The organism is Mycobacterium numidiamassiliense, assembly GCF_900157365.1.
GTDB lineage: Bacteria > Actinomycetota > Actinomycetes > Mycobacteriales > Mycobacteriaceae > Mycobacterium > Mycobacterium numidiamassiliense.
In genome coordinates this window covers 3788851-3811006 of the sequence record NZ_FUEZ01000004.1, presented here as the reverse complement: position 1 = coordinate 3811006, position 22156 = coordinate 3788851, and the positions used below count along the sequence as shown (strand labels likewise).

Annotated in this window: 14 protein-coding genes; 5 read left to right on the top strand and 9 right to left on the bottom strand. The window is 66.9% G+C overall.

Annotation, left to right across the window (positions count from 1 at the left end):
- Positions 1–36 precede the first annotated feature (36 nt).
- On the bottom strand, positions 37–447 hold the full coding sequence (locus MNAB215_RS26280; RefSeq protein WP_077081377.1) for a group I truncated hemoglobin: 411 nt from the start codon (positions 445–447) through the stop codon (positions 37–39).
- A gap of 299 nt (positions 448–746) precedes the next feature.
- Between MNAB215_RS26280 and dnaE the strand changes: the two genes are divergently transcribed.
- Positions 747–4277, top strand: coding sequence for a DNA polymerase III subunit alpha (gene dnaE, locus MNAB215_RS26275; protein ID WP_077081376.1), 3531 nt, complete (start codon positions 747–749; stop codon positions 4275–4277).
- A 147-nt stretch (positions 4278–4424) separates the two neighbouring features.
- Here the strand turns inward: dnaE and MNAB215_RS26270 are convergent, their stop codons facing one another.
- Complete coding sequence (locus MNAB215_RS26270) at positions 4425–5270, bottom strand: class I SAM-dependent methyltransferase (protein WP_077082357.1); 846 nt, start codon at positions 5268–5270, stop codon at positions 4425–4427.
- 163 nt (positions 5271–5433) lie between these two features.
- On the opposite strand from MNAB215_RS26270, the gene MNAB215_RS26265 reads away from it, so the two are divergent.
- Genes MNAB215_RS26265 through ilvA form a run of 3 tightly spaced genes read left to right on the top strand, consistent with a single transcriptional unit; the run spans position 5434 to position 9092 of the window.
- Positions 5434–7308 carry a lysophospholipid acyltransferase gene (locus MNAB215_RS26265; protein ID WP_425436554.1) on the top strand — a complete coding sequence of 625 codons (1875 nt, stop codon included), beginning with the start codon at positions 5434–5436 and terminating at the stop codon, positions 7306–7308.
- A 10-nt stretch (positions 7309–7318) separates the two neighbouring features.
- Positions 7319–7756: a nitroreductase family deazaflavin-dependent oxidoreductase gene (locus tag MNAB215_RS26260; RefSeq protein ID WP_077082355.1), complete on the top strand. Its 438-nt coding sequence runs from the start codon at positions 7319–7321 to the stop codon at positions 7754–7756.
- A gap of 43 nt (positions 7757–7799) precedes the next feature.
- Complete coding sequence (ilvA, locus tag MNAB215_RS26255) at positions 7800–9092, top strand: threonine ammonia-lyase IlvA (RefSeq protein ID WP_077081375.1); 1293 nt, start codon at positions 7800–7802, stop codon at positions 9090–9092.
- A gap of 3 nt (positions 9093–9095) precedes the next feature.
- On the opposite strand, the gene MNAB215_RS26250 is transcribed toward ilvA, so the two are convergent.
- A complete protein-coding gene (locus MNAB215_RS26250) occupies positions 9096–9758 on the bottom strand; it encodes a pyridoxamine 5'-phosphate oxidase family protein (protein ID WP_077081374.1) in 663 nt (220 codons plus the stop codon).
- 41 nt (positions 9759–9799) lie between these two features.
- On the opposite strand from MNAB215_RS26250, the gene MNAB215_RS26245 reads away from it, so the two are divergent.
- Positions 9800–11125 (top strand): aminotransferase class I/II-fold pyridoxal phosphate-dependent enzyme, encoded by a 1326-nt coding sequence (locus MNAB215_RS26245; protein ID WP_077081373.1) that lies wholly within the window; start codon positions 9800–9802, stop codon positions 11123–11125.
- A gap of 2 nt (positions 11126–11127) precedes the next feature.
- On the opposite strand, the gene MNAB215_RS26240 is transcribed toward MNAB215_RS26245, so the two are convergent.
- The 6 genes from MNAB215_RS26240 to ripD all read right to left on the bottom strand — a co-directional run bounded on the left by MNAB215_RS26240 (position 11128) and on the right by ripD (position 21872).
- Positions 11128–12357, bottom strand: a complete 1230-nt coding sequence (locus MNAB215_RS26240) for a serine hydrolase domain-containing protein (RefSeq protein WP_077081372.1) — start codon at positions 12355–12357, stop codon at positions 11128–11130.
- 77 nt (positions 12358–12434) lie between these two features.
- Complete coding sequence (gene treZ, locus MNAB215_RS26235) at positions 12435–14165, bottom strand: malto-oligosyltrehalose trehalohydrolase (RefSeq protein WP_077081371.1); 1731 nt, start codon at positions 14163–14165, stop codon at positions 12435–12437.
- Positions 14158–16458: a malto-oligosyltrehalose synthase gene (gene treY, locus MNAB215_RS26230; protein WP_077081370.1), complete on the bottom strand. Its 2301-nt coding sequence runs from the start codon at positions 16456–16458 to the stop codon at positions 14158–14160. The genes treZ and treY overlap by 8 nt, the downstream gene beginning before the upstream one ends.
- A 3-nt stretch (positions 16459–16461) precedes the next feature.
- Positions 16462–18600, bottom strand: a complete 2139-nt coding sequence (gene glgX / locus MNAB215_RS26225) for a glycogen debranching protein GlgX (protein ID WP_077082354.1) — start codon at positions 18598–18600, stop codon at positions 16462–16464.
- Positions 18601–18735: 135 nt separating this feature from the next.
- Positions 18736–20841 (bottom strand): acyltransferase family protein, encoded by a 2106-nt coding sequence (locus tag MNAB215_RS26220; protein WP_083746261.1) that lies wholly within the window; start codon positions 20839–20841, stop codon positions 18736–18738.
- A 206-nt stretch (positions 20842–21047) separates the two neighbouring features.
- The gene (gene ripD, locus MNAB215_RS26215; protein WP_077082353.1) at positions 21048–21872 is read right to left on the bottom strand and encodes an NlpC/P60 family peptidoglycan-binding protein RipD; all 825 of its coding nucleotides are present in this window, start codon (positions 21870–21872) and stop codon (positions 21048–21050) included.
- Positions 21873–22156 lie beyond the last annotated feature (284 nt).

The window sequence follows — 22156 nt, the reverse complement described above, 5'->3', positions numbered from 1 at the left end:
CCAGCGAACGCGAATTTTCTTCCGTGCGGCCGCGGTTCAGACTGTGGCCGTGCTCGTTTCGCCCGAGGCGATGTCGGGCGCGAGCGGGGCGATGGCGCCGATGATCTCCGTCACCGTCGGCGACGGCACGCCCGCCGCGGCGAGCGCGTCGGACAGGTGCCCGGCCACCAGGTTGAAGTGATACATGGTGATTCCGCGACCTTGGTGCACCTGCTTCATCGGTGCGCCGGTGTAGGGCTCGGGGCCGCCGAGTGCGGCGGCGAAGAATTCGACCTGCTTGCCTCTGAGGCGGTTCATGTTCGTTGCGGTGAAGAACCCCGCCAGCTGCCCGTCGGCGAGTACCCGGGCGTAGAAGTCTTCGACCATGACCTCGAGCGCCTGGTGCCCGCCGATCCGGTGGTAGACGCTGGTCGGCTCCGGCTTGCGGAAGGTCGCGACCAGCTTCATGTGACCATCCGAACATGCCGGCGTTGCCCGTCAGTTAGTCAGCGGTCACGCTCGCATTGCCCGCGGTAACAAGTCGATTGCCCAGAGATCGCCGCAGCGTCGCCTGGGGTGTGAGGTCGGTGGACTCGTTTCGTCCGCGCGTCGTTGTCGCTCGGAGGCGGGCAAAAGGCCGATCCTGGCCGCAAGAGACCGACCAGAGACCGAAGTGACGGATGTGAAATATGGGCCAGAAATGCTCGAAGACACACTTCGCGACACGCCGAATACACGTCGGTGGTCGGTCATAGACTGGCGTCCCTATGAGTCGATCCTTCGTGCACCTGCATAACCACACCGAGTACTCGATGCTGGATGGTGCCGCGAAGATCACGCCGATGCTGTCCGAGGTAGACCGGCTGCAGATGCCCGCGGTCGGGATGACCGACCACGGAAACATGTTCGGCGCCAGCGAGTTCTACAACGTCGCGACGCAGGCCGGGATCAAGCCGATCATCGGGGTCGAGGCCTACATCGCGCCGGGGTCGCGCTTCGACACCAAGCGCATCCTGTGGGGTGACCCCGGCCAGAAGTCCGACGACGTCTCCGGCAGTGGCTCGTACACGCACCTGACGATGGTGGCGGAGAACGCCACCGGCCTGCGCAACCTGTTCAAGCTGTCCTCGCTGGCGTCGTTCGAGGGTCAGCTGGGCAAGTGGTCGCGGATGGACGCCGAGCTGATCGCCGAGAACTCCGCCGGCATCATCGCCACCACGGGGTGCCCGTCGGGTGAGGTGCAGACACGGCTGCGCCTGGGGCACGACCGCGAGGCGCTGGAGTCGGCCGCCAAGTGGCGAGAGATATTCGGCGCCGACAACTACTTCCTCGAGCTGATGGACCACGGGCTGAGCATCGAACAGCGGGTCCGCGAAGGACTGCTGGAGATCGGCCGCAAGCTGGGCATCCCGCCGCTGGCCACCAACGACTGCCACTACGTCACCCGCGACGCCGCGCACAACCACGAGGCTTTGTTGTGCGTGCAGACCGGCAAGACACTGTCGGATCCCAACCGCTTCAAGTTCGACGGCGACGGCTACTACCTCAAGTCGGCCGCCGAGATGCGCCAGATCTGGGACGACCAGGTTCCCGGTGCGTGCGACTCCACCTTGCTGATCGCCGAGCGGGTGCAGTCCTACGCCGAGGTCTGGGAACCACGCGACCGGATGCCGGTGTTCCCGGTGCCGGAAGGACACGACCAGGCGACCTGGCTGCACCACGAGGTGATGGCCGGGCTGCAGCGACGCTTCCCGTCCGGGGCGGGCCAGGACTACATCGACCGGGCCGAGTTCGAGATCAAGGTCATCTGCGACAAGGGCTTCCCGGCGTACTTCCTGATCGTCGCGGACCTGATCAACCATGCGAAGTCGGTCGACATCCGCGTCGGGCCGGGGCGTGGCTCGGCGGCGGGTTCGCTGGTCGCCTACGCGCTGGGCATCACCAACATCGACCCGATTCCGCACGGTCTGCTGTTCGAGCGCTTCCTCAACCCCGAGCGTCCGTCGGCGCCGGATATCGATATCGATTTCGACGACCGTCGCCGCGGTGAGATGGTGCGCTACGCCGCCGACAAGTGGGGCCAGGACCGCGTCGCCCAGGTCATCACGTTCGGCACCATTAAAACCAAAGCGGCGCTGAAGGATTCGGCTCGGATCCACTATGGGCAGCCCGGGTTCGCCATCGCCGACCGGATCACCAAGGCGCTGCCGCCGCCGATCATGGCCAAGGACATTTCGCTGTCAGGGATCACCGATCCGAACCACGAGCGGTTCAAGGAAGCCGCGGAAGTCCGCAGCCTGATCGAAACCGATCCCGACGTGCGCACCATCTACCAGACGGCGCGAGGCCTGGAGGGCCTGATCCGCAACGCCGGCGTGCACGCATGTGCGGTGATCATGAGCACCGAGCCCCTGACCGAGGCCATCCCGTTGTGGAAGCGGCCGCAGGACGGGGCCATCATCACCGGCTGGGACTACCCGTCGTGTGAGGCCATCGGCCTGCTGAAGATGGACTTCCTTGGGCTGCGGAACCTGACGATCATTGGCGACGCGCTGGAAAACATCAAGGCCAACAGGGGGATTGACCTCGATCTGGAGTCGGTGCCGCTCGACGACAAGCCCACCTATGAGCTGCTGGGCCGCGGCGACACCCTGGGGGTGTTCCAGCTCGACGGCGGGCCGATGCGCGACCTGCTGCGCCGCATGCAGCCCACCGAGTTCAACGACATCGTCGCCGTGCTGGCGCTGTATCGCCCGGGGCCGATGGGCATGAACGCCCACAACGACTACGCCGACCGCAAGAACGGCCGGCAGGCGGTCAAGCCGATCCACCCGGAGCTCGAGGAGCCGCTGCGCGAGATCCTCTCCGAGACCCACGGCCTGATCGTCTACCAAGAGCAGATCATGTTCATCGCCCAGAAGGTCGCGTCCTACACGATGGGCAAGGCCGACGCGCTGCGCAAAGCGATGGGCAAAAAGAAGCTCGAGGTGCTCGAGGCCGAGTACAAGGGCTTCTACGAAGGCATGACCGCCAACGGCTTCTCCGAAAAAGCGGTTAAAGCGTTGTGGGACACCATCCTTCCTTTCGCCGGGTATGCGTTCAACAAGTCGCACGCCGCCGGCTACGGCCTGGTGTCGTACTGGACCGCATACCTGAAGGCGAACTTCCCGGCCGAGTACATGGCCGGTCTGTTGACGTCGGTGGGCGACGACAAGGACAAGGCCGCGGTCTATCTGGCCGACTGCCGAAAGCTGGGCATCACGGTGCTACCGCCCGACGTCAACGAATCCCTGGTGAACTTTGCGTCGGTCGGCAAGGACATTCGCTTCGGCCTCGGCGCGGTGCGCAATGTCGGTGCCAACGTGGTGGGCTCGCTGATCAAGACCCGCACCGAGAAAAGCAAGTTCACCGACTTCTCCGACTACCTGAACAAGATCGACGTCTCGGCCTGCAACAAGAAGGTCACCGAATCGTTGATCAAGGCAGGCGCATTCGATTCATTGGGGCACGCCCGCAAGGGTCTGTTCCTGGTGCACACCGACGCCGTCGACTCGGTGCTGGGCACCAAGAAGGCCGAAGCGATGGGCCAGTTCGACCTGTTCGGCGGCAGCGACGCCGCGGCCGACGCGGTGTTCACCATCAAGGTCTCCGACGACGAGTGGGAGGACAAACACAAGCTCGCCCTGGAGCGGGAAATGCTGGGGCTCTACGTGTCCGGGCATCCGCTCAACGGGGTGGCGCACCTGCTGTCCGCTCAGGTCGACACCGCAATTCCGGCGATCCTGGACGGCGATGTCGCCAACGAAACCCAGGTGCGGGTCGGCGGCATCCTGGCGTCGGTCAACCGCAGAGTCAACAAGAACGGAATGCCTTGGGCGTCAGCCCAATTGGAAGACCTCACCGGCGGCATCGAGGTGATGTTCTTCCCGCACGCCTACTCCGCCTACGGCGCGGACATCGCCGACGACGCGGTGGTGCTGATCAACGCGAAGGTGGCCATCCGCGACGACCGGATCTCGCTGATCGCCAATGAGCTTGTGGTGCCTGACTTCTCGAACGCCCAGCCGAACCGGCCGCTGGCGGTCAGCCTGCCCACCCGGCAGTGCACCATCGACAAGGTCAGTGCGCTCAAGCAGGTGCTGGCGCGACACCCGGGAACTTCGCAGGTCCATCTGCGTCTCATCAGCGGCGATCGTATCACCACGCTGGAGCTGGACCAGTCGCTGCGCGTGACGCCGTCGCCGGCGTTGATGGGCGACCTCAAGGCGTTGCTCGGCCCCGGTTGCCTCGGCGGCTAAGCGCTGCCCCAATCTGGCGCCACGAGTGTGCGTTCAGGGCGTCAACAGTGTGTCAGCGGTGGGATTTTGGCGGATCTTCCGCCGTCATCGCACACCAGACGCCGTAGCCGCACGTTCGACCTGAGCGGGCCAGCCCGACCTCGGCGGCTAAAACCGATAGCGCAAAATTCGCGCCTTGCGGGCAGAGGTCTCGAACATGCCGGATACCTTGGTAGCCAACCGAAGCCAGTTCGGAAACAGATCGATCTCGGGTGCGTGGGCCAGGCTGGCTTCTTCGACCAGTTTCAACTGCGGGTTCCACGTTTCCGGCACGTGCGCATCCTCGAATCCCGGATAACCCCACTGTGCGCCGACACTGGCGAACATCTTCTGCGGGGCCAACTTCACCGCGACCCGGGTGAACCAGCCGATGTGTCCGTAGTCATTGAAGGCCAGCTCCCCGGTCCTGAAATGCGCGGTCAGGCGACGGAAGACGCCGGTGATCACCGGCTCGGACAGAAATGCAAAAAGGCCGTCGGCGATCACCATCGCCGGCCGATGCGACGGGATGGTTTCGGGCCAGCTCTGATCGGCCACGGATGCGGTCACCGAGTGGGCTCGCCTGCTGATCGGCAATAGCCGCTTGCGCAGCGCGATGACACCCGGCAGGTCGACGCTGTACCAATCGACCGCGGGCGGCGGCCTGACCCGGAACGGCCCCGAATCCAGCCCGGCGCCGAGGTCTACCACGACGGCGTCGGGGTTCTCGGACGTGAACGCGCGCACTCTTTCGTCGAGCATCTTGGCACGCAGCGCCGCCTGGCACACGACGCTGGTAGGCACACCGAGCCCGCCGAAGTCGTAGTCGATTTTGCTGACGATGTCGGCGGCCAGCGGGTCGCCGAGAATGGGCTGCGCCCATTGACTGTCCAGGGCGCGGGCGTATTGGGTGAGCAGCGAGGTCTGTTCGAGCGGCGACAGGTCGCTGACGTCAATACCGCGATCGGGCCGCATCATCCGAACGTACTAGGTGCTCGCCGGTCGTGGTGGTTGAGCGCCAGTGAAATTGCGCAATGTATTCCGCGGCGCCGGACCGCGGACGTACGCTCACCGATGTGACGTGGACGACATCCGGGCCCGCCGGCGCACCGGGGCGGCGGTCGTGACCGGGGGGCGGCTGGCGACGGTGCGCGAGCTCGGTCGCACGGAGGTGCGAAAGATGCTGCAGCGCAACGGAATGATCGACGAAGCGACGAAGCCGTTGTCCGGTGATCCCGCCGAGGTTGTGCAGTTGCTGGCCGCGCCGTGGTATGACCAGCGGCTCACCGACCTGGCCGACGAACTCGGGCGTGACCCCGACGGCGTGCGCGCCGAGGCCGCGGGCTATCTGCGCGAGATGTCGGCCACGCTGGACGAGCGGGCGGTACAGGCTTGGCGGCGTTTCAGCCGGTGGCTGATGCGGGCCTACGACGTCCTGGTCGATGAGGATCAGATCGCGCAGTTGCGCAAGCTGGATCGCAAAGCGACGCTGGCGTTTGCCTTTTCGCACCGCTCCTACCTGGACGGTTTACTGCTACCCGAGATGATCGTGGCCAACCGGCTATCGCCTGCGCTGACCTTCGGCGGGGCGAACCTCAACTTCTTCCCGATGGGCGGCTGGGCCAAGCGCACCGGGACCATCTTCATCCGGCGGCAGATCAAAGACATTCCCGTTTACCGGTTCGCGTTACGCGCCTACGCCGCGCAGCTGGTGCAAAACCACGCCAACCTGAGCTGGTCGATCGAAGGAGGCCGCACCCGGACCGGCAAGCTGCGGCCCCCGGTCTTCGGGATCCTGCGCTATATCACCGACGCCGTCGACGAAATCGACGGTCCCGAGGTGTATTTGGTGCCGACCTCCATCGTGTACGACCAGCTGCACGAGGTGGAAGCCATGACCACTGAGGCCTACGGCGCCGCGAAACGGCCCGAGGATCTTCGGTTCCTGGTCCGGCTGGCGCTGCAACAGGGCAAGCGCCTGGGCCGCGCTTACCTGGATTTCGGCGAGCCATTGCCGCTGCGCAAACGCCTCGAGGAAATGCGCGCCGACGAATCGGGCACCGGCACCGAAATCGAACGCATCGCCCTGGACGTCGAACACCGGATCAACCGCGCCACCCCGGTCACCCCGACCGCGGTGGTCAATCTCGCGTTGCTGGGCGCCGACCGCTCGATGTCGATCAGCGAGGTGCTGGCAACGGTGCAACCGCTGGCCAGCTACATCGCGGCACGCAATTGGGCGGTCGCCGGTGCCGCCGATCTGACGAATCGCTCCACCATTCGATGGACCTTGCACCAGCTCGTGGCCTCGGGCGTGGTGAACGTCTACGACGCCGGGACCGAAGCGGTGTGGGGCATCGGCTCCGACCAGCACCTGGTCGCCGCGTTCTACCGCAACACCGCGATCCATATCCTGGTCGATCGCGCCATTGCCGAAACGGCGTTGCTCGCCGCGGCAGAAACCTCCGCGGACGGCACCGTGCTGCCGGTGACCGTGCGCGATGAAGCGTTGCGTCTTCGCGAGCTGCTGAAGTTCGAGTTCTTGTTCTCCGCACGCGCACAGTTCGAGAAGGACCTCGCCGACGAGGTACGCCTGATCGGGCCGGTGGAAGACACCAGCAAATCCGCCGCCGCCACGGTCGTGCGGGGACTGCTGGAATCGGCCGATCTGCTGCTGGCGCACCTGGTGTTGCGCCCCTACCTGGACGCCTACCACATCGTCGCCGACCGGCTGGCCGCCTACGAGGACGAATCGTTCGACGAGGACGCGTTTCTCGCCGAATGCCTGGAGGTCGGCAAGCAGTGGGAGCTACAGCGCAGAATCGCCAGCGCCGAGTCGAGGTCGATGGAGCTGTTCAAGACGGCGCTGCGGCTGGCCCGCCATCGTGAGTTGGTCGACGGGGGTGAGTCCACAGACGTGGCCAAGCGGCGACGGGAGTTCGCCGACGAGATCGCCACCGCCATTTGGCGGGTCAACGAGATCGCCGAGCTGGCCCGGCTGCATTCCGCCTAGAGTGGATCGCATGCCGCTCACCGGAGAGTACGAACCATCGCCATGGGACTGGTCCCGCGAACAAGCCGACAAGTACGCCGAATCCGGCGGGGCCGAGGCCGCGGACATGAAGGGCAAGCCCATCATTCTGCTGTCCACCATCGGGGCCAAGACCGGCAAGCTCCGCAAGACGCCGCTGATGCGCGTCGAGCACGACGGGGAGTACGCCGTCGTCGCCTCGCTGGGCGGGGCCCCGAAGAATCCGGTCTGGTACTACAACATCGCCAAGAACCCCCGGGTTGAGCTGCAGGACGGCTCGGTCACCCGGGACTACGACGCCCGCGAGGTGTTCGGCGACGAGAAGGCCGTCTGGTGGGAGCGCGCGGTGGCGGCCTGGCCGGACTACGCCGACTACCAGAAAAAGACCGACCGCCAGATTCCGGTGTTCGTACTCACCCCGGTCAGCTGAGTCGCATCGCCAGGGGTAAACCGCCACGTGGCACCATTGATCGGTGTCCGCTGAACTGACCCCGACCGCGCTGCCGCCCCTTTCCGGGGCTGACATCGACAGCGCGGCCCAGCGGATTGCCCCGGTGGTCACGCCCACCCCCTTGCAACTGAGCGACCGGCTGTCGGAAATCACCGGCGCCCAGGTCTACCTCAAGCGCGAAGACCTGCAGGTCGTGCGATCGTACAAGCTGCGCGGCGCCTACAACCTGATGGTGCAGCTGTCCGCCGAGGAGATCGGCGCCGGCGTGGTGTGCTCCTCGGCGGGGAATCACGCGCAGGGCTTTGCGTACGCGTGCCGGACGCTGGGCGTGCGCGGCCGGGTGTATGTGCCGGCCAAGACGCCCCGGCAGAAGTGCGACCGCATCCGCTACCACGGTGGGAAGTTCATCGACCTGATCGTGGGCGGATCAACCTACGATCTGGCCGCCGAGGCGGCCGCCGCCGACGTGCAGCGCACCGGAGCGACGCTGGTGCCGCCGTACGACGACCTGCGCACCATGGCGGGGCAGGGCACCATCGCGGTCGAGGTGCTCGACCAGCTCGCCCAGCTCGGCGTGGGGGAGCCCGACCTGGTGGTGGTCCCCGTCGGTGGCGGCGGCTGCATCTCCGGCGTGACCACGTATCTGGCCGAGCGGACGACGAAGACCGCCGTGCTGGGCGTCGAGCCGGCCGGTGCCGCGGCGATGATGGCCGCCCTGGCCAGCGGCGAACCGGTGACGCTGGACCATGTCGACCAGTTCGTCGACGGCGCCGCGGTGCGAAGGGCCGGAACGCTGCCCTTCGCCGTGCTGGCCGCGGCCGGGGACATGGTGTCGATCACCGCGGTCGACGAGGGCGCGGTGTGCACCGCCATGCTGGACCTCTATCAGAACGAGGGCATCATCGCCGAGCCGGCGGGTGCGCTGTCGGTGACGGGCCTGCTGGAAGCCAACATCGAGCCGGGGTCGACGGTGGTGTGCCTCATCTCGGGCGGCAACAACGACGTCTCGCGCTACGGCGAGGTGCTGGAGCGCTCACTGGTGCACCTCGGCCTCAAGCACTATTTCCTGGTGGACTTCCCGCAGGAGCCCGGTGCGTTACGCCGCTTCCTGGACGAGGTGCTCGGGCCCAACGACGACATCACCCTGTTCGAGTACGTCAAGCGCAACAACCGGGAGACCGGCGAGGCGCTGGTCGGCATTCAGCTCGGATCGTCCGCGGACCTCGACGGCCTCCTGGTTCGGATGCGCGAGACCGAGATGCACGCCGAGGTCCTCAAGCCGGGGTCGCCGGCCTACCGCTATCTGTTGCTGTAGCGCTCAGGGCCGCCGGTACGCGGCCAGGTACGGCGGCACGGGGACGGCGGGATCGAGGTCGTCGGCGGCAACCGGTGCTCCGGCGGTGAGGCTCAACGGCAGCACCCCCGCCCAATGCGGCAGCGCGAGGTCTTCGGGTTCGTCGGCTGGGCCGCCGGCGCGGATCTTGGCCGACACCTCGACGAGGTCGAGGGCGAGCACCCCGGTCGCCGCCAGCTCGCGGGCCGACGGGACGCGGCAGTCGCCGGAACGGCCCGCCGCGATGTGTTCGAGCAGGCAGCCCAGCGCCCGCCGCTTCTCCTCGGGGTCCTCGACCAGGCGTGCGTCGCCCACCACGACCACCGAGCGGTAGACCAGCGAATGATGCAGCGCCGAACGGGCCAGCACCAGCCCGTCGACGAGGGTGGCGGTGACGCACACGGGCAGCTCTACTGCCTGCTTGGCCGCGAGCATCGGCCCGCTGCCGCTGGACCCGTGCAGGTAGAGCGTCTCGCCGCACCGCGCGTGCGTCGTCGGCAGGACCACCGGCCGGCCGTCGCTGAGGTAGCCGAGATGACAGATCAGCGCCTCATCGAGGATGCGGTGGACCACGTCGCGGTCGTAAATGGCGCGTTCGCGGTAGCGGGTCGGCGTGGTGCGCGCGGTGGGCTGGTATGCGGTGTCCAACGTCTTGCCCCTGACATTTGTAATAGTACATACTTAGTTTCGTGCCAGTACAACAAAGCATAGCCGGAACGGGTGCGGAATCCATAGCCGCCAACATCGAGGAATCGATCTCGGCAGGGACGCTGGCCCCCGGCGATACGCTGCCGCCGATCCGGGAACTGGCCGCGCGGCTCGGAGTGAATGCCAATACCGCCGCGGCGGCCTACCGGCTGCTGCGCGATCGCGGGGCCATCGAAACCGCCGGGCGGCGCGGCACCCGGGTGCGTCACCGGCCCGCGACATCCCCGCGTTCGCTGCTCGGGCTCGAGGTGCCCGCCGGTGTCCGCGACCTGTCCACCGGCAACCCCGACCCGGCGATGCTGCCCATTGCCGCTGTGTCGCAAGCGCATTGGGACATCGGGCGTCGCCCGGTGCTCTACGGCCAGCCCGCGATGCTGCCCGAGCTCGCCGAGTACTCGCGCGGGGTGCTGACCGCCGACGGCGTCCCTGCCGAGCATCTCGCGGTGACCAGCGGCGCGCTGGACGGCATCGAGCGGGCCCTGACCGCGCACCTGCGCCCGGGGGACCGGGTTGCCGTCGAAGATCCGGGCTGGGCCAACCTGCTGGACCTCCTTGCCGCACTAGGGCTTTCGGTCGAACCGGTCCGAGTCGACGACGACGGGCCACTGACCGCCGACGTCACCCGGGCGCTCGATCGCGGGGTGCGCGCGCTGGTCATCACCAATCGTGCGCAAAACCCAACGGGGGCAGCGTTATCCGCGGATCGCGCCGCCGCGCTGCGTGCGCAGCTGGCCGGCCGTGACGTTCTGGTTGTCGAAGACGACCACTGCGCAGGCATTTCCGGCGTGCCGCTGCACACCGTGAGCGGGGCGACCAACCACTGGGCGTTCGTGCGGTCGGCCTCCAAGGCGTACGGCCCCGACCTACGCGTGGCCGTCCTGGCCGGAGACCACCGCACCGTCGAGCGAGTGCACGGACGGCTGCGGCTCGGGCCCGGCTGGGTGAGTCACCTGCTGCAAGGCCGCGCGGTGGGCCTGTGGTCGAACGACGCTGCGACGCGCCTGGTTCACCGGGCCGAGCAGCAATACGCCGGCGCCCGCGGCGGGCTGCTGGCCGCATTGGCCAACCGGGGCGTCACCGCCTTCGGGCGCTCCGGCCTCAACGTGTGGATCCCGGTGGTCGACGAGACGGTCGCGATCACCCGGCTGCTCAGCGCCGGGTGGGCCGCGGCACCGGGAACACGGTTCCGGATAGGCACGCCGGCGGGTATCCGCCTCACCGTCGCGGATGTGGCCGGCGACGAGATCGATCCGCTCGCGGATGCGGTGGCCGGTGCGGTGCGCAGCACCGGGCGCTCGAGCGTGTGAGCTCAGACCTGGGTTCGGGTGCCCAGCGCGTCGCGGAACAGCGCCTGGCGCAGCGCGAGTTCGCGGGGGTCACTAACCAGGTGGAAGCCCATCTTGTTCATCACATAGCCGTATCCGATGCCGGTGTCCGGGTCGGCGAAACCGAACGAGCCGCCGGCTCCCGGCGTGCCAAAGGCATTGATGGACGAACCGAAAAGGCAGATGGGGCTGGGCTTGTTGAATCCCAGCGTGAAATTCGAGTCGACGTGTAACACCTTGTCGCGCAATCCTTTTGTCGGTGATTGCGCCGGAGTCTTCAGGCCGTCGAGGGTGCTCGCGCTCAGGCCGAGCTCGGGACTGCCGGTCGCGGCGCTGCCGTACAGCTTGGCGATCGCGCGCGCGGTGCCGGTGCCGTTGACCGCGGGCATCTCGACCACGCGCAGCTCGTCGCGGTTGAAGTCGGCCACGGAGTTGTATCCCTTGGCGAAGGCGAGCGAGCCCCGTGTCAGGGCGAAGGGGTTGAACAGGCCCAGCACAAAACCCCGCGGCATCGTGTTCAGATGCAGGAGCAACTTCGCGAAGGGCCAGGCGTGCAGATGCGCGATGCGATCGCGATCGACGGAGGGCGGCAGCCCGATGTGGAGGTCCAGGCCGAGGGGGCCGGCGATCTCGTCGGCGAAGAACCGGCCCAGTGAACGCCCCGCGGGGTCCGTGCGGCGGATCAGTTCGCCCTCGTACCAGCCGAGCGTGATGCCGTGATAGCCGTGCCTGGTCCCCGGCGTCCAGGCCGGCACCTGTGCGGCGAGCTTCGCCGACATCTTTGCCGGGTCGGCGAGTTCCTCCAGGGTCAGCGTCGGGCTGACGACCGGCAATCCGGCCTGATGTGCCAGCAGTTGGCGCACGGTGATCGCCCCTTTGCCGGCCTGCGCGAATTCCGGCCAATAGTCGGCGACTTTCGCGTCATACGAGAGGTGGCCCCGGGAGGCGGCCACGGCGACAGCAAGGGAGGCAATGCCTTTGGTGGTCGAGAAGACGTTGACAAGGGTGTCCTGCTGCCACGGCGCTTGGGTGATCCCATTTCGGTAGCCGCCCCACAAATCGACGACCTTGCGGCCATCCCGGTAGACCGCGATCGCGGCCCCGACCTCTTGACCGCTGCCGAGGTTGCGACGAAACGCGTCGGCGACCTTCCCGTATCCCTCGTCGACGTCGCCGCCGATCAGATCGGACGGGATCTGGACTTTTTGAGCCATGGTCTGCTCCGTTGCAGCGTCGCGGTCATCGGTGGGTAGCGGTGATGCTAGTTGCGTCGCGGTCGCCGTGGTGGGATTCAGGCCGAAAGCGCGCGCAGCACGGCGACCGAATGTCCGGGCAACACCGTGTTGTCGGCGTGCACGGACGGCTCACCCCAGGTCAATACCGCCTCACCGGTCACCGGAACGGTCACCGCTTCGGTGTTCAGATTGCACGCGATGCGGAACCGGCCGCGGGACAGGACGATCCAATCGAGCTTGTCGTCGTAGTCGACGGCAAGCTGCTCCAGCCAGGGGTCCGCCAGGTCGGGCTCGCCGCGTCGCAGCGCGATCAGGTCCCGGTAGAAGCTCAGCAGGCGAGCGTGTCCATCGGTATGCACCTCACCCCAGTCCAGCTTGGACCGCAGAAATGTCTGCGGGTCCTGCGGGTTGGGAATGTCGTCGGCATCCCAGCCGTGCTCGGCGAATTCCGCCTTGCGGCCTTCGGCGGTGGCGCGGGCGAGCTCCGGTTCCGGATGCGAGCTGAAGAACTGGAACGGGGTCGATGCACCCCACTCCTCACCCATGAAAAGCATTGCGGTGTAGGGGGAACCGAGGACCAGGGCGGCCTTGATCGCCAGCTGCCCGGCGTCCAGGTTTTGCGACGGGCGATCGCCGAGGGCCCGGTTGCCGACCTGGTCGTGGGTGCAGGTGTAGGCGAGCAGACGGGTGGCGGGCACGGCCGACGTGTCCAGCGGCCGCCCATGCCTGCGATGCCGGAAGGACGAATACGTGGCCGCGTGAAAGAAGCCGTGCCGCAGCGTCTGAGCAAGCGTGGCCAGTGAACCGAAATCCGCGTAGTAACCTTGCCGTTCGCCGGACACCGCGGTGTGAATGGCGTGATGGATATCGTCGGCCCACTGCGCGGTGATCCCGAAGCCCCCACTGTCGCGGGGGGTGATCAGCCGCGGGTCGTTCAGGTCGCTTTCCGCGACGAGCGACAGTGGTCGCCCGACTTGCGATGACAGCCAGTCGGTTTCGGTTGCCATCTCTTCGAGAATGGGGATCGCGGTGGTATCGACAAGTGCGTGCACTGCGTCCAGCCGCAGACCGTCGGCGTGAAAGTCACGCATCCAGCGCAGGGCGCACCCGATGATGTACCGCCGCACCTCGTCGGAGTCGGCATCGGCGATGTTGATGCTTTCCCCCCACGGGTTACTGCCCGAGGACAGATACGGGCCGAATCGCGGCAGGTAATTGCCCGACGGGCCAAGGTGGTTGAATACCGCGTCGATCAGCACCGCCAAACCGCGGGCGTGGCAGGCGTCGATCAATCGGACCAGCCCGTCGGGGCCGCCGTATGGTTCGTGCACGCTATACCAGAGCACGCCGTCGTAGCCCCAGCCGTGTGTGCCGGCGTAGGAGTTGACCGGCATCAGCTCGACGAAGTCGACGCCCAGATCGACCAAATAGTCCAGCTTCTCGATGGCGGAGTCGAACGTGCCCGCCTCGGTGAAGGTGCCGACGTGCAGTTCGTAGACGACCGCGCCCTCGACCGACCGGCCGGCCCAGTCGTCGTCGGTCCAGTGCGCCGTGCCGGGATCCCACAACTGCGAACGGGCGTGCACGCCGTCGGGTTGACGGGCCGATCGCGGGTCGGGCAGCACGGTGGGGTCGTCGTCGAGCAGGTATCCGTAGCGGGCGTCGGCGGGCGCGTCGACGTTCGCGTGCCACCAGCCGTCGTCCGCGCGCGTCATCGGGTGCACCGCACCCTCGACGTCGAGCCGTACCAGCTCGGGTTTGGGTGCCCAGATCCGGAATTCAGTCACTTGAGCGCTCCAGCAGGACGACGGGCAGATTCGCGAACAACTCCGCGGCGGACGTGGGTCCGCTGTACATGGCTCCGGTGAGCGTGTCGGTCCAGGATCCGTCGGGAAGTGGCAGCACGGTGTTGCCCCAGCCCGTTTCGGATAACCGCACCGTCCAGCGGGTCACAGCGACCAGGACAGCGTCGCCGCGAAGGAACGCCACCACGTGCTCGCCGGCATCGCCATCGGCGAGCACGGGGACGTAGGCACCGAGCGCAAAGGTGTCCGGCCGGGAGCGGCGCAGCCGCAGCGCGGTGGTGACGACCCGCATCTTGGGATGCTGCAACTCAGTCAGCGCGGTGCGGCGCGCGTCGTAGTCCACCGGGCGACGGTTGTCCGGGTCGACGAGGCTGTCGTCCCACAGCTCGGTGCCCTGGTAGACGTCGGGAATTCCCGGCACGGTCAGCGCGAGCAGCTTCTGGCCCAGCGCGTCGCTGGCGGCGTGTGAATTGAGTTGGCCGACAAGTTCGGTCAGCTGACTCGCCACCGGGCCGTCGAGCACGGTGTCCAGCCAGCGGTGTACGGATTCCTCGAACGCCGTGTCCGGGTCGTTCCACGAGGTATGCCAGTTCGCTTCCCGGATCGCCTTTTCCGCGTAGGCGTGCAGCCGGCTGCGCAGCTCGTCGCTGACCTGGCCGCTCAGCGGCCACACACCGAAGACGTTCTGCCACAGGAATCGTCCGGTCGCCACGTCCGGGGAGGGCGCGGCGATTTCCCAGCGGGCCACGAACTCCGTCCATAGCGACGGCACCTGCGACAGCACACCGATGCGGGCGCGCACATCCTCGGAGCGCTTGGTGTCGTGAGTGGTCAGCGTGGTCATCGTCTGCGGCCACATCCGTAGCCGGGTGGCGGCGCTGTGATGGAACTCGGCGGCGCCCACGCCGAATCGATGCGGTTCGCCGCCGACCTCGTTGAGCGACACCAGTCGAGCATCGCGATAGAACATGCAGTCTTCGACGGCCTTGGCGGTCACCGCGCCGCACAGTTGTTGCAGCCGCGTGGCGGCCTCGCCGCCGCGGGCCAGCGCCGTGGCGATCACTTCCAGCGCCGGGCCCAGTTCTGGTTGTGCCGCTTGGGTTTCGGCCAGCGCGGTGGACAACACCGCGGCCAGGCCGGGGTAGTCGGAGCGGTAGACCTCGATGTGGCTGAGCAGTGCGGCGACCGCATCGGGCAGCAGCCGATGATCGGCGCCGGCCGTCGCGGCGATGCTCCGGCACAGCCTGCGCAGTTCGCTGGCCAGCGTGTCGGTGGCCGCGTGGATTTTCAGGTCCGCCAACATGATTGGCAGCGCGTGGTAATCCACTCCGGCCGAGTCGACCAGTTCGGTCAGCGCGGTCGCCCCGGCGGGATCGACGAAGACCCCGCCCACCTCGCGCAGTGCGTCGTAGCCGGTCGTGCCGTGTATCGGCAGCGTCGGCTCCAGCGCCTCGTCGACGGCCAGGATCTTCTCGATCACGATCCAGGCGTCGGGACCCAGCAGGTCGCGCAGCCACACCAAATACCCACTGGGATCGGCCAATCCGTCGGGATGGTCGATGCGCACCCCGTCGACAAGTCCTTCGCTGAACCATCGCGCGACCTCGGCATGGCTGGCGTCGAACACCGCGCGTTCCTCCTGGCGCAACCCGGCCAGCGAGGTGATGGAGAAGAACCGGCGATAGCCCACCACGCCATTGCGCCAGCCCACCAGCCGGTAATGCTGACGGTCGTGCACCTCTGGTCCGGAGCCCTGCCCGGTGCCCGGGGCGATGGGCAGCGCGAGGTCGCCGAGCCGCAGCAGCTCGCCGTCGACCTGTAAGTCGGCGACATCGTCGTCGGAACCCAGGACTGGCAGCACAATCCGGCCGCTCTCGTCGAGGTCCCAGTCGATATCGAAGTACGCCGCGTAATCCGACGAGCGCCCATGGCGCAGCACGTCCCACCACCAGTCGTTCTGCTCGGGCTGGTCGACCCCGACGTGATTGGGCACGATGTCGACTATCAGTCCCAGGCCGCGGGCCCGGGCCGCGGCCGACAGCCGCGCCAGGCCGTCGGGACCGCCCAGCTCCTCCGACACCGTCGTCGGGTCGGTGACGTCGTAGCCGTGGCTGGAGCCACGCGCGGCCGTGATGATCGGGGACAGGTACACATGCGACACCCCGAGTTCGTCAAGGTAGCCGAGCAGGTTCTCGGCGTCGGCGAAGGTGAACCCGAATCCGCTGGCTGGACCACGCAGCTGCAACCGGTAGGTAGACAGCACCGGAAAAGTCATATGTCAGGCGGTCTTACGCAGAATCAGCACCGAGCGGCCCGGCACGGTGATCTTTTCTTCGGCCGCGACAATCAGCTCGGCGGCCCCGGCGGGATGGTTGGTGTCCAGCTCCGCGGTCCACTGCTGCGCGTAATCGTCGTGCGGAGTAACGAAATCCACGGCGCGTTTATGGGCGTTGAAGCACAACAGGAATGAGTCGTCGACCACCCGCTCGCCGCGCGCATCGGGAGCGGTGATCGCGTCACCGTTGAGAAAAACTCCGACGCACTTGTCCAGGCCCTGGTTCCAGTCGTCGTGTGTCATCTCGCGGCCGCCTGCGGTGAGCCAGGCGATGTCGCGGACCTCGTCGCCGCTCCGAATCGGCTCACCCTCGAAAAACCTGCGCCGGCGAAACACCGGATGTTTCCTGCGAAGTCTGGTGACCTTGCGGGCGAAGGCCAGCAGATCGGCATTCTTGTCCACCAAAGACCAGTCCATCCAAGATAATTCGCTGTCCTGACAGTAGACGTTGTTGTTGCCCTGTTGGGTGCGCCCGATCTCGTCGCCGTGCGCGATCATCGGTGTGCCCTGGCTGACCATCAGCGTGGCCCAGAAGTTGCGCATCTGGCGGCAGCGCAACTCCAGGATGTCCGGGTCGTCGGTGGGCCCCTCGACGCCGCAATTCCACGACCGGTTGTGGCTTTCGCCGTCGCGGTTGTCCTCGCCGTTCGCGAAATTGTGTTTCTCGTTGTAGGAGACCAGGTCGTTGAGCGTGAAGCCGTCGTGGGCAATGACGAAGTTGATGCTGGCGCTGGGCCGCCGGCTGCTCGCCTCATAGAGGTCCGACGACCCGGTCAGCCGGGAAGCGAACTCGCCAAGGGTTGCGGGCTCGCCCCGCCAGTAGTCGCGCACAGTATCGCGGTACTTCCCATTCCACTCGGTCCACAAACCCGGGAAGTTGCCGACCTGGTACCCGCCCTCGCCGACATCCCAAGGCTCGGCGATCAATTTGACCTGACTGACGATCGGATCCTGTTGCACCAGATCGAAGAACGCGCTCAACCGGTCCACGTCGTGCAGCTCGCGGGCCAGCGTGGCGGCCAAGTCGAACCGGAACCCGTCCACGTGCATTTCGGTCACCCAGTAGCGCAGCGAGTCCATGATGAGCTGCAGGACGTGCGGGTGGCGGGCGTTGAGGCTGTTGCCGGTGCCCGTGTAGTCCTTGTACAGCCGCAGGTCCTCGTCGACCAGCCGGTAGTACGCGACGTTGTCGATGCCGCGGAAGTTGATGGTCGGGCCCAGGTGATTGCCTTCGGCGGTGTGGTTGTAGACCACGTCGAGGATGACCTCGATGCCCGCCGCGTGCAGGCTGCGCACCATCATCTTGAATTCGGCCACCGCGCTACCGGCCTGCCGGTTCGACGCGTACTGGTAGTGCGGCGCAAAGAAGCCAAACGTGTTGTAGCCCCAGTAGTTTCGCAGTCCTAGGTCCAGCAGCCGCTGGTCGTGCATGAACTGGTGTACCGGCATCAGCTCCAGGGCGGTGACATTGAGCGACTTGAGGTGATCGATGATCGCGGGGTGGGCCAGGGCGGCATAGGTGCCGCGTAGTCCTTCCGGGATGCCCGGGTGCGTCTGCGTCAGGCCCTTGACGTGGGCCTCGTAGATCACGGTCTCGTGATACGGGGTGAGCGGCGCTCGATCGAAGGCCCAGTCGAAGAACGGGTTGATCACCACGCTGGTCATGGTCTGGCCCAGCGAGTCGATCATCGGCGGAGTGCCGGTGGCCGCCGTATCGCCGTCGAGGTCGACGGCTTTGAGGTCGTAGGAGAACAGCGCCTGACCCCAGTTGAAATCGCCGTCGAAGGACTTCCCGTACGGGTCGAGCAGCAGCTTGCTCGGGTCACACCGGTGGCCGGCCGCCGGATCGTATGGGCCGTGCACACGAAATCCGTAGCGCTGACCCGGGGCGATGTTCGGCAGGTAGGCGTGCCAGACGTAGCCGTCGACCTCGTCCAGGGGGATACGCGTCTCGTCGCCGCGTTCGTCGATCAGGCACAGGTCGACCCGCTCGGCGATCTCGGAGAAAAGCGAAAAGTTCGTCCCCGCTCCGTCATAGGACGCTCCCAGCGGGTACGCGTTGCCCGGCCAGACGGTGCGCAGGGGGGGTGAGCCGTTTTCAGGTGACGCAGCGCCCGGCGCTACGTCCGGCTTGGAAGCCGACTGGGAAACCGGGTTGGTGGACGGCATGTGTCGACCTTATCCGCGAGCGGACGGCGGGGAGAGCGGAGCGGTGCTTCACCACCATCCGGTTGCTACCGCGATTTGCCGACCGAGTTCATGGGCCATGGTGCGCATGTAGGTCGGGGTGATGTGGTGAGCGCCGTGATAGATCAGCACATTTCCTTCGACCGGGCGGCAGACGTCGGCACGGCATATCGCGTCCGACATGTCGAGCACCTTGAGTAGCGGGAATTGCTCGACGAAATCCAGGGTTTGGTTGCGATCGGCCAGCACATCGGAGCGCTTGACCGCGCACGATTGCGGGTTTCCGCCCTTCTTGGCCAGACAGTCCGCCGGGTCGAACGGTTGGCCGTTTTTGACCAGCCACGGCGTGTCCCGAATCCCCAGAATCGGAATGTTGTTGTCGGAGAGCGTTTGCCAGATCCCGATATACGTGGCGGGCATCACATCGCCGCTCTTGATGTTCCACGGCCGGGTCGTGGTGGTGAACACGTAGTCGGGCCGATCGGAGACCAGCTCGGCCATGGTCCGCTGCACCCATTCACGGCACTGCGGATACGGGGCGTTGTTGCCCATGATCAGCGGGACCTGCTCGGTGGACAGCGGGCAGCCCATCTTGAGATAGGTCACAACTTTGAAGTGATGCGCGTGCCCGAGCAGGTCCAGCGCGGGCAGCCAGTGCTCGGCGTGCGACCCGCCGGCCAGCGCGATGGTGCGGGTGGCGGCCGGGTCGCCGTAGATGCAGTTGACCACCGCCGGGTTGACGAAGTCGCTGATGCACCCGTCCCTGGTCGACGCCGGGTGGTCCTGCTTGACCTCCAGCACCGAGGGCCGCATCGGCAGCGCGGGCACCCGCACGTGTTCGGTCAGAGCGCGGGCGCCGGGATAGTCCTGCGGGTTGAGCACACTGAGCTCCTTGCCCGCCGCCCGCAGCACCGTCACGTGCTGGCGCCAGGTGAATGCCGTTGCGGTCAGCGTGACGGCCAGCAGCACCACCGTCGCTCCCAACGCCATGGTCGGCCGGCGCAGCCGCGACCGCCATGGCAGTGGCTCGGCGGGTGTGGGCGACGGCGAGGCCCGGGAGCGCAGTGGGTCCTCGACGAGCTGAGTGGTCAGGTAGGCCAGCAGTCCGGACACCAGCAGCACCGCCGCACCTTCGACGAAGTCGACATGCCGGTGGCCGGTGTAGGAGAGCCAGAAGATGAGCAGCGGCCAGTGCCACAGGTACAGCGAGTATGCGATCGTGCCGAGCGCCACCAGCGGCCCGGTGGCCAGTAGCCGGTTCGGCAGTGGCATTCGATCGGCGGTGTCGGGCCGGCTCGGCAGGGTGGCGCCGGCCAGGATCATCAGCATGGTGGCCCCGACGGGCACCAGCGCCCACGGCCCGGGGAATTCGGCCACGCCGTCGATCAGGGCACCGCAGGACATGACTGCCGCCAGCGCGACCGTCGCGGCGGCGGTACGCAGCCACATCGGCCAGCGTATGTAGGGGACCAGCGCACCGACGAGCGCGCCCAGCAACATCTCCCATGCCCGCGCGAAGCTGTTGTAGTAAGCGGTCGTCTGGTTGTCCTGGTGCGCGATGGTCGCGTAGACGAACGAGGCGACGGTCAGCGCGCTCAGCAGGACCACGAAACCGGTTCGCGCATGCGTGCCGAGTGGGCGCCGGAACAGATAGGCGCAGCCGGTGATCAGCAGCAGGAAGGCGACGAAGAACTGGCCCTGCACCGACATCGACCAGATGTGCTGCAGTGGACTGACCGCTTCGCCCGCGCGCAGATAATCCGAGGCGGTGTTGGCCAGCTCCCAGTTTTGGTAGTAGCCGAGGCTGGCCAGGCTCTGGTCGGCGAAGGTCTCCCAGCGGGTCTCCGGTTGTACCAGGATCGTGAGCACCGCGGATGCGGCGAGGACGACCACCAGGGCGGGGACGAGGCGGCGGACGAGCCGGATCGTCTCGGCGGCCGGCGAGAGTGAAACCGCCGGGTCGAGGGCAGCGCGCAGAATCTTGCCGCCGAAGAAGAATCCGGACAGCGCCAGGAAAACGTCCACGCCGCCGGAGACCCGCCCGAACCAGACGTGGAACACCGCGACCAGCGCAATTGCGATACCACGCAAGCCGTCGAGATCGTAACGATAGAAGCCTGCCGACCGCGTTCTCATCTCACCGACTCCGGGCTGGGCGGGCGTCGGCGGACACAGGGCGGTGACAAATCAGCATGGTTGACCGCCAATTTACCGAAAACCACCACTTGCTCCTGAGCGCTCGCATCGGGAGACGAGGCTGCTCAGCGGGCTCGCCGAGCGGGGATGCCGGCGGCGAGGGAGCAAGTGGTGGTTGTTCGGGGGCCCGGAGAAAACCGGGCGGGTTACCGCGTGGTGCCGTAGGGAGCTTGCTGCAACGGCACCTGTTGGGTCGGGATCTGCTGCAGCGGCACCTGCTGGGTCGGGATTTGCTGCAGCGGCGCTTGCTGGCTCGGCACCTGCTGTAACGGCACCTGGCCCTGCAGCTGCTGTAGTGGGGCCTGCTGCGTCGGCACTTGCTGCAGCGGCGTCTGCTGGGTCGGGACCTGCTGCAGCGGCGTCTGCTGCGTCGGCAGTTGCTGCAGCGGCGCTTGCTGGGCCGGGATCTGCTGTGCCGGTGCTTGCTGCGCCGGGAGCTGCTGTAGCGGCGCCTGCTGGGCGGGCGTCGTCTGGGCGCCCAGCACCCGGACCAGGTAGGGGGCCATACCGTTGGCGCGCACCGGCGAGACCTGCACGACGTCGCCAACCTCGAGCATCTGGTTGTTGCCCAGGTACATCGCGACGCTCTGGGTGCCTTCGGGGCCGTAGAAGATCAGGTCGCCCTTCTGCGCCTGCTGCGGCAGCACCTTCTGGCCGACCCGGTACATCGCGCCCGAGGAACGCGGCAGCTTGAGGCCGGCACCGGCGTAGGCGTACTGCATCAGGCCCGAGGCGTCGAAACCGACGGTGTTGATGCCCGTGCCGGTGCCGCGGGTTGGGCCGTTGATGCCGCCGCCGGCCCACGAGAACGGCACGCCACGCTGCGAAAGGCCGCGCATGACCACGACGTCAGTGGCCTGCTGGGAGTTGTCCATCGGCCGGGTGCCGGGGTCAGCGCTGGCTACGACGGGCGCGACCAGCGGGGCCGCTGCGATGGCCAGGCCGACGGCGAAGGCGTATATGCGTTTCATGTTCAGTTCCAAACCTCTCGTCTGTTGGCGGCATCCGCGCGGTGATAGCGCGTCGCCCCCATGACTTGTGAGACGACCTCTACGTCGTGGAATCACACCAGTCACTACAGACACATTTACATCAGAAGTTGCACCGGGAAAATAGCTGGTGAGGCCGCTGCGGGATTATTTGTCGGAACGTGACCGGATGGTGATTCCAGCGCCGAATTCCGTATGCGCAGTTGTGATTTCGGTCTCAGCTAGCGGCGCGGCCAGCACGGTACGCCGCGGACGGCCAACGGCGC

Coding starts and splice junctions, on each gene's coding strand:
- MNAB215_RS26280 (WP_077081377.1), bottom strand. CDS start 447: ATGAAGCTGGTCGCGACCTTCCGCAAGCCGGAGCCGACCAGCGTCTAC.
- dnaE (WP_077081376.1), top strand. CDS start 747: ATGAGTCGATCCTTCGTGCACCTGCATAACCACACCGAGTACTCGATG.
- MNAB215_RS26270 (WP_077082357.1), bottom strand. CDS start 5,270: ATGCGGCCCGATCGCGGTATTGACGTCAGCGACCTGTCGCCGCTCGAA.
- MNAB215_RS26260 (WP_077082355.1), top strand. CDS start 7,319: ATGCCGCTCACCGGAGAGTACGAACCATCGCCATGGGACTGGTCCCGC.
- MNAB215_RS26240 (WP_077081372.1), bottom strand. CDS start 12,357: ATGGCTCAAAAAGTCCAGATCCCGTCCGATCTGATCGGCGGCGACGTC.
- treY (WP_077081370.1), bottom strand. CDS start 16,458: ATGACTTTTCCGGTGCTGTCTACCTACCGGTTGCAGCTGCGTGGTCCA.
- MNAB215_RS26220 (WP_083746261.1), bottom strand. CDS start 20,841: ATGAGAACGCGGTCGGCAGGCTTCTATCGTTACGATCTCGACGGCTTG.
- ripD (WP_077082353.1), bottom strand. CDS start 21,872: ATGAAACGCATATACGCCTTCGCCGTCGGCCTGGCCATCGCAGCGGCC.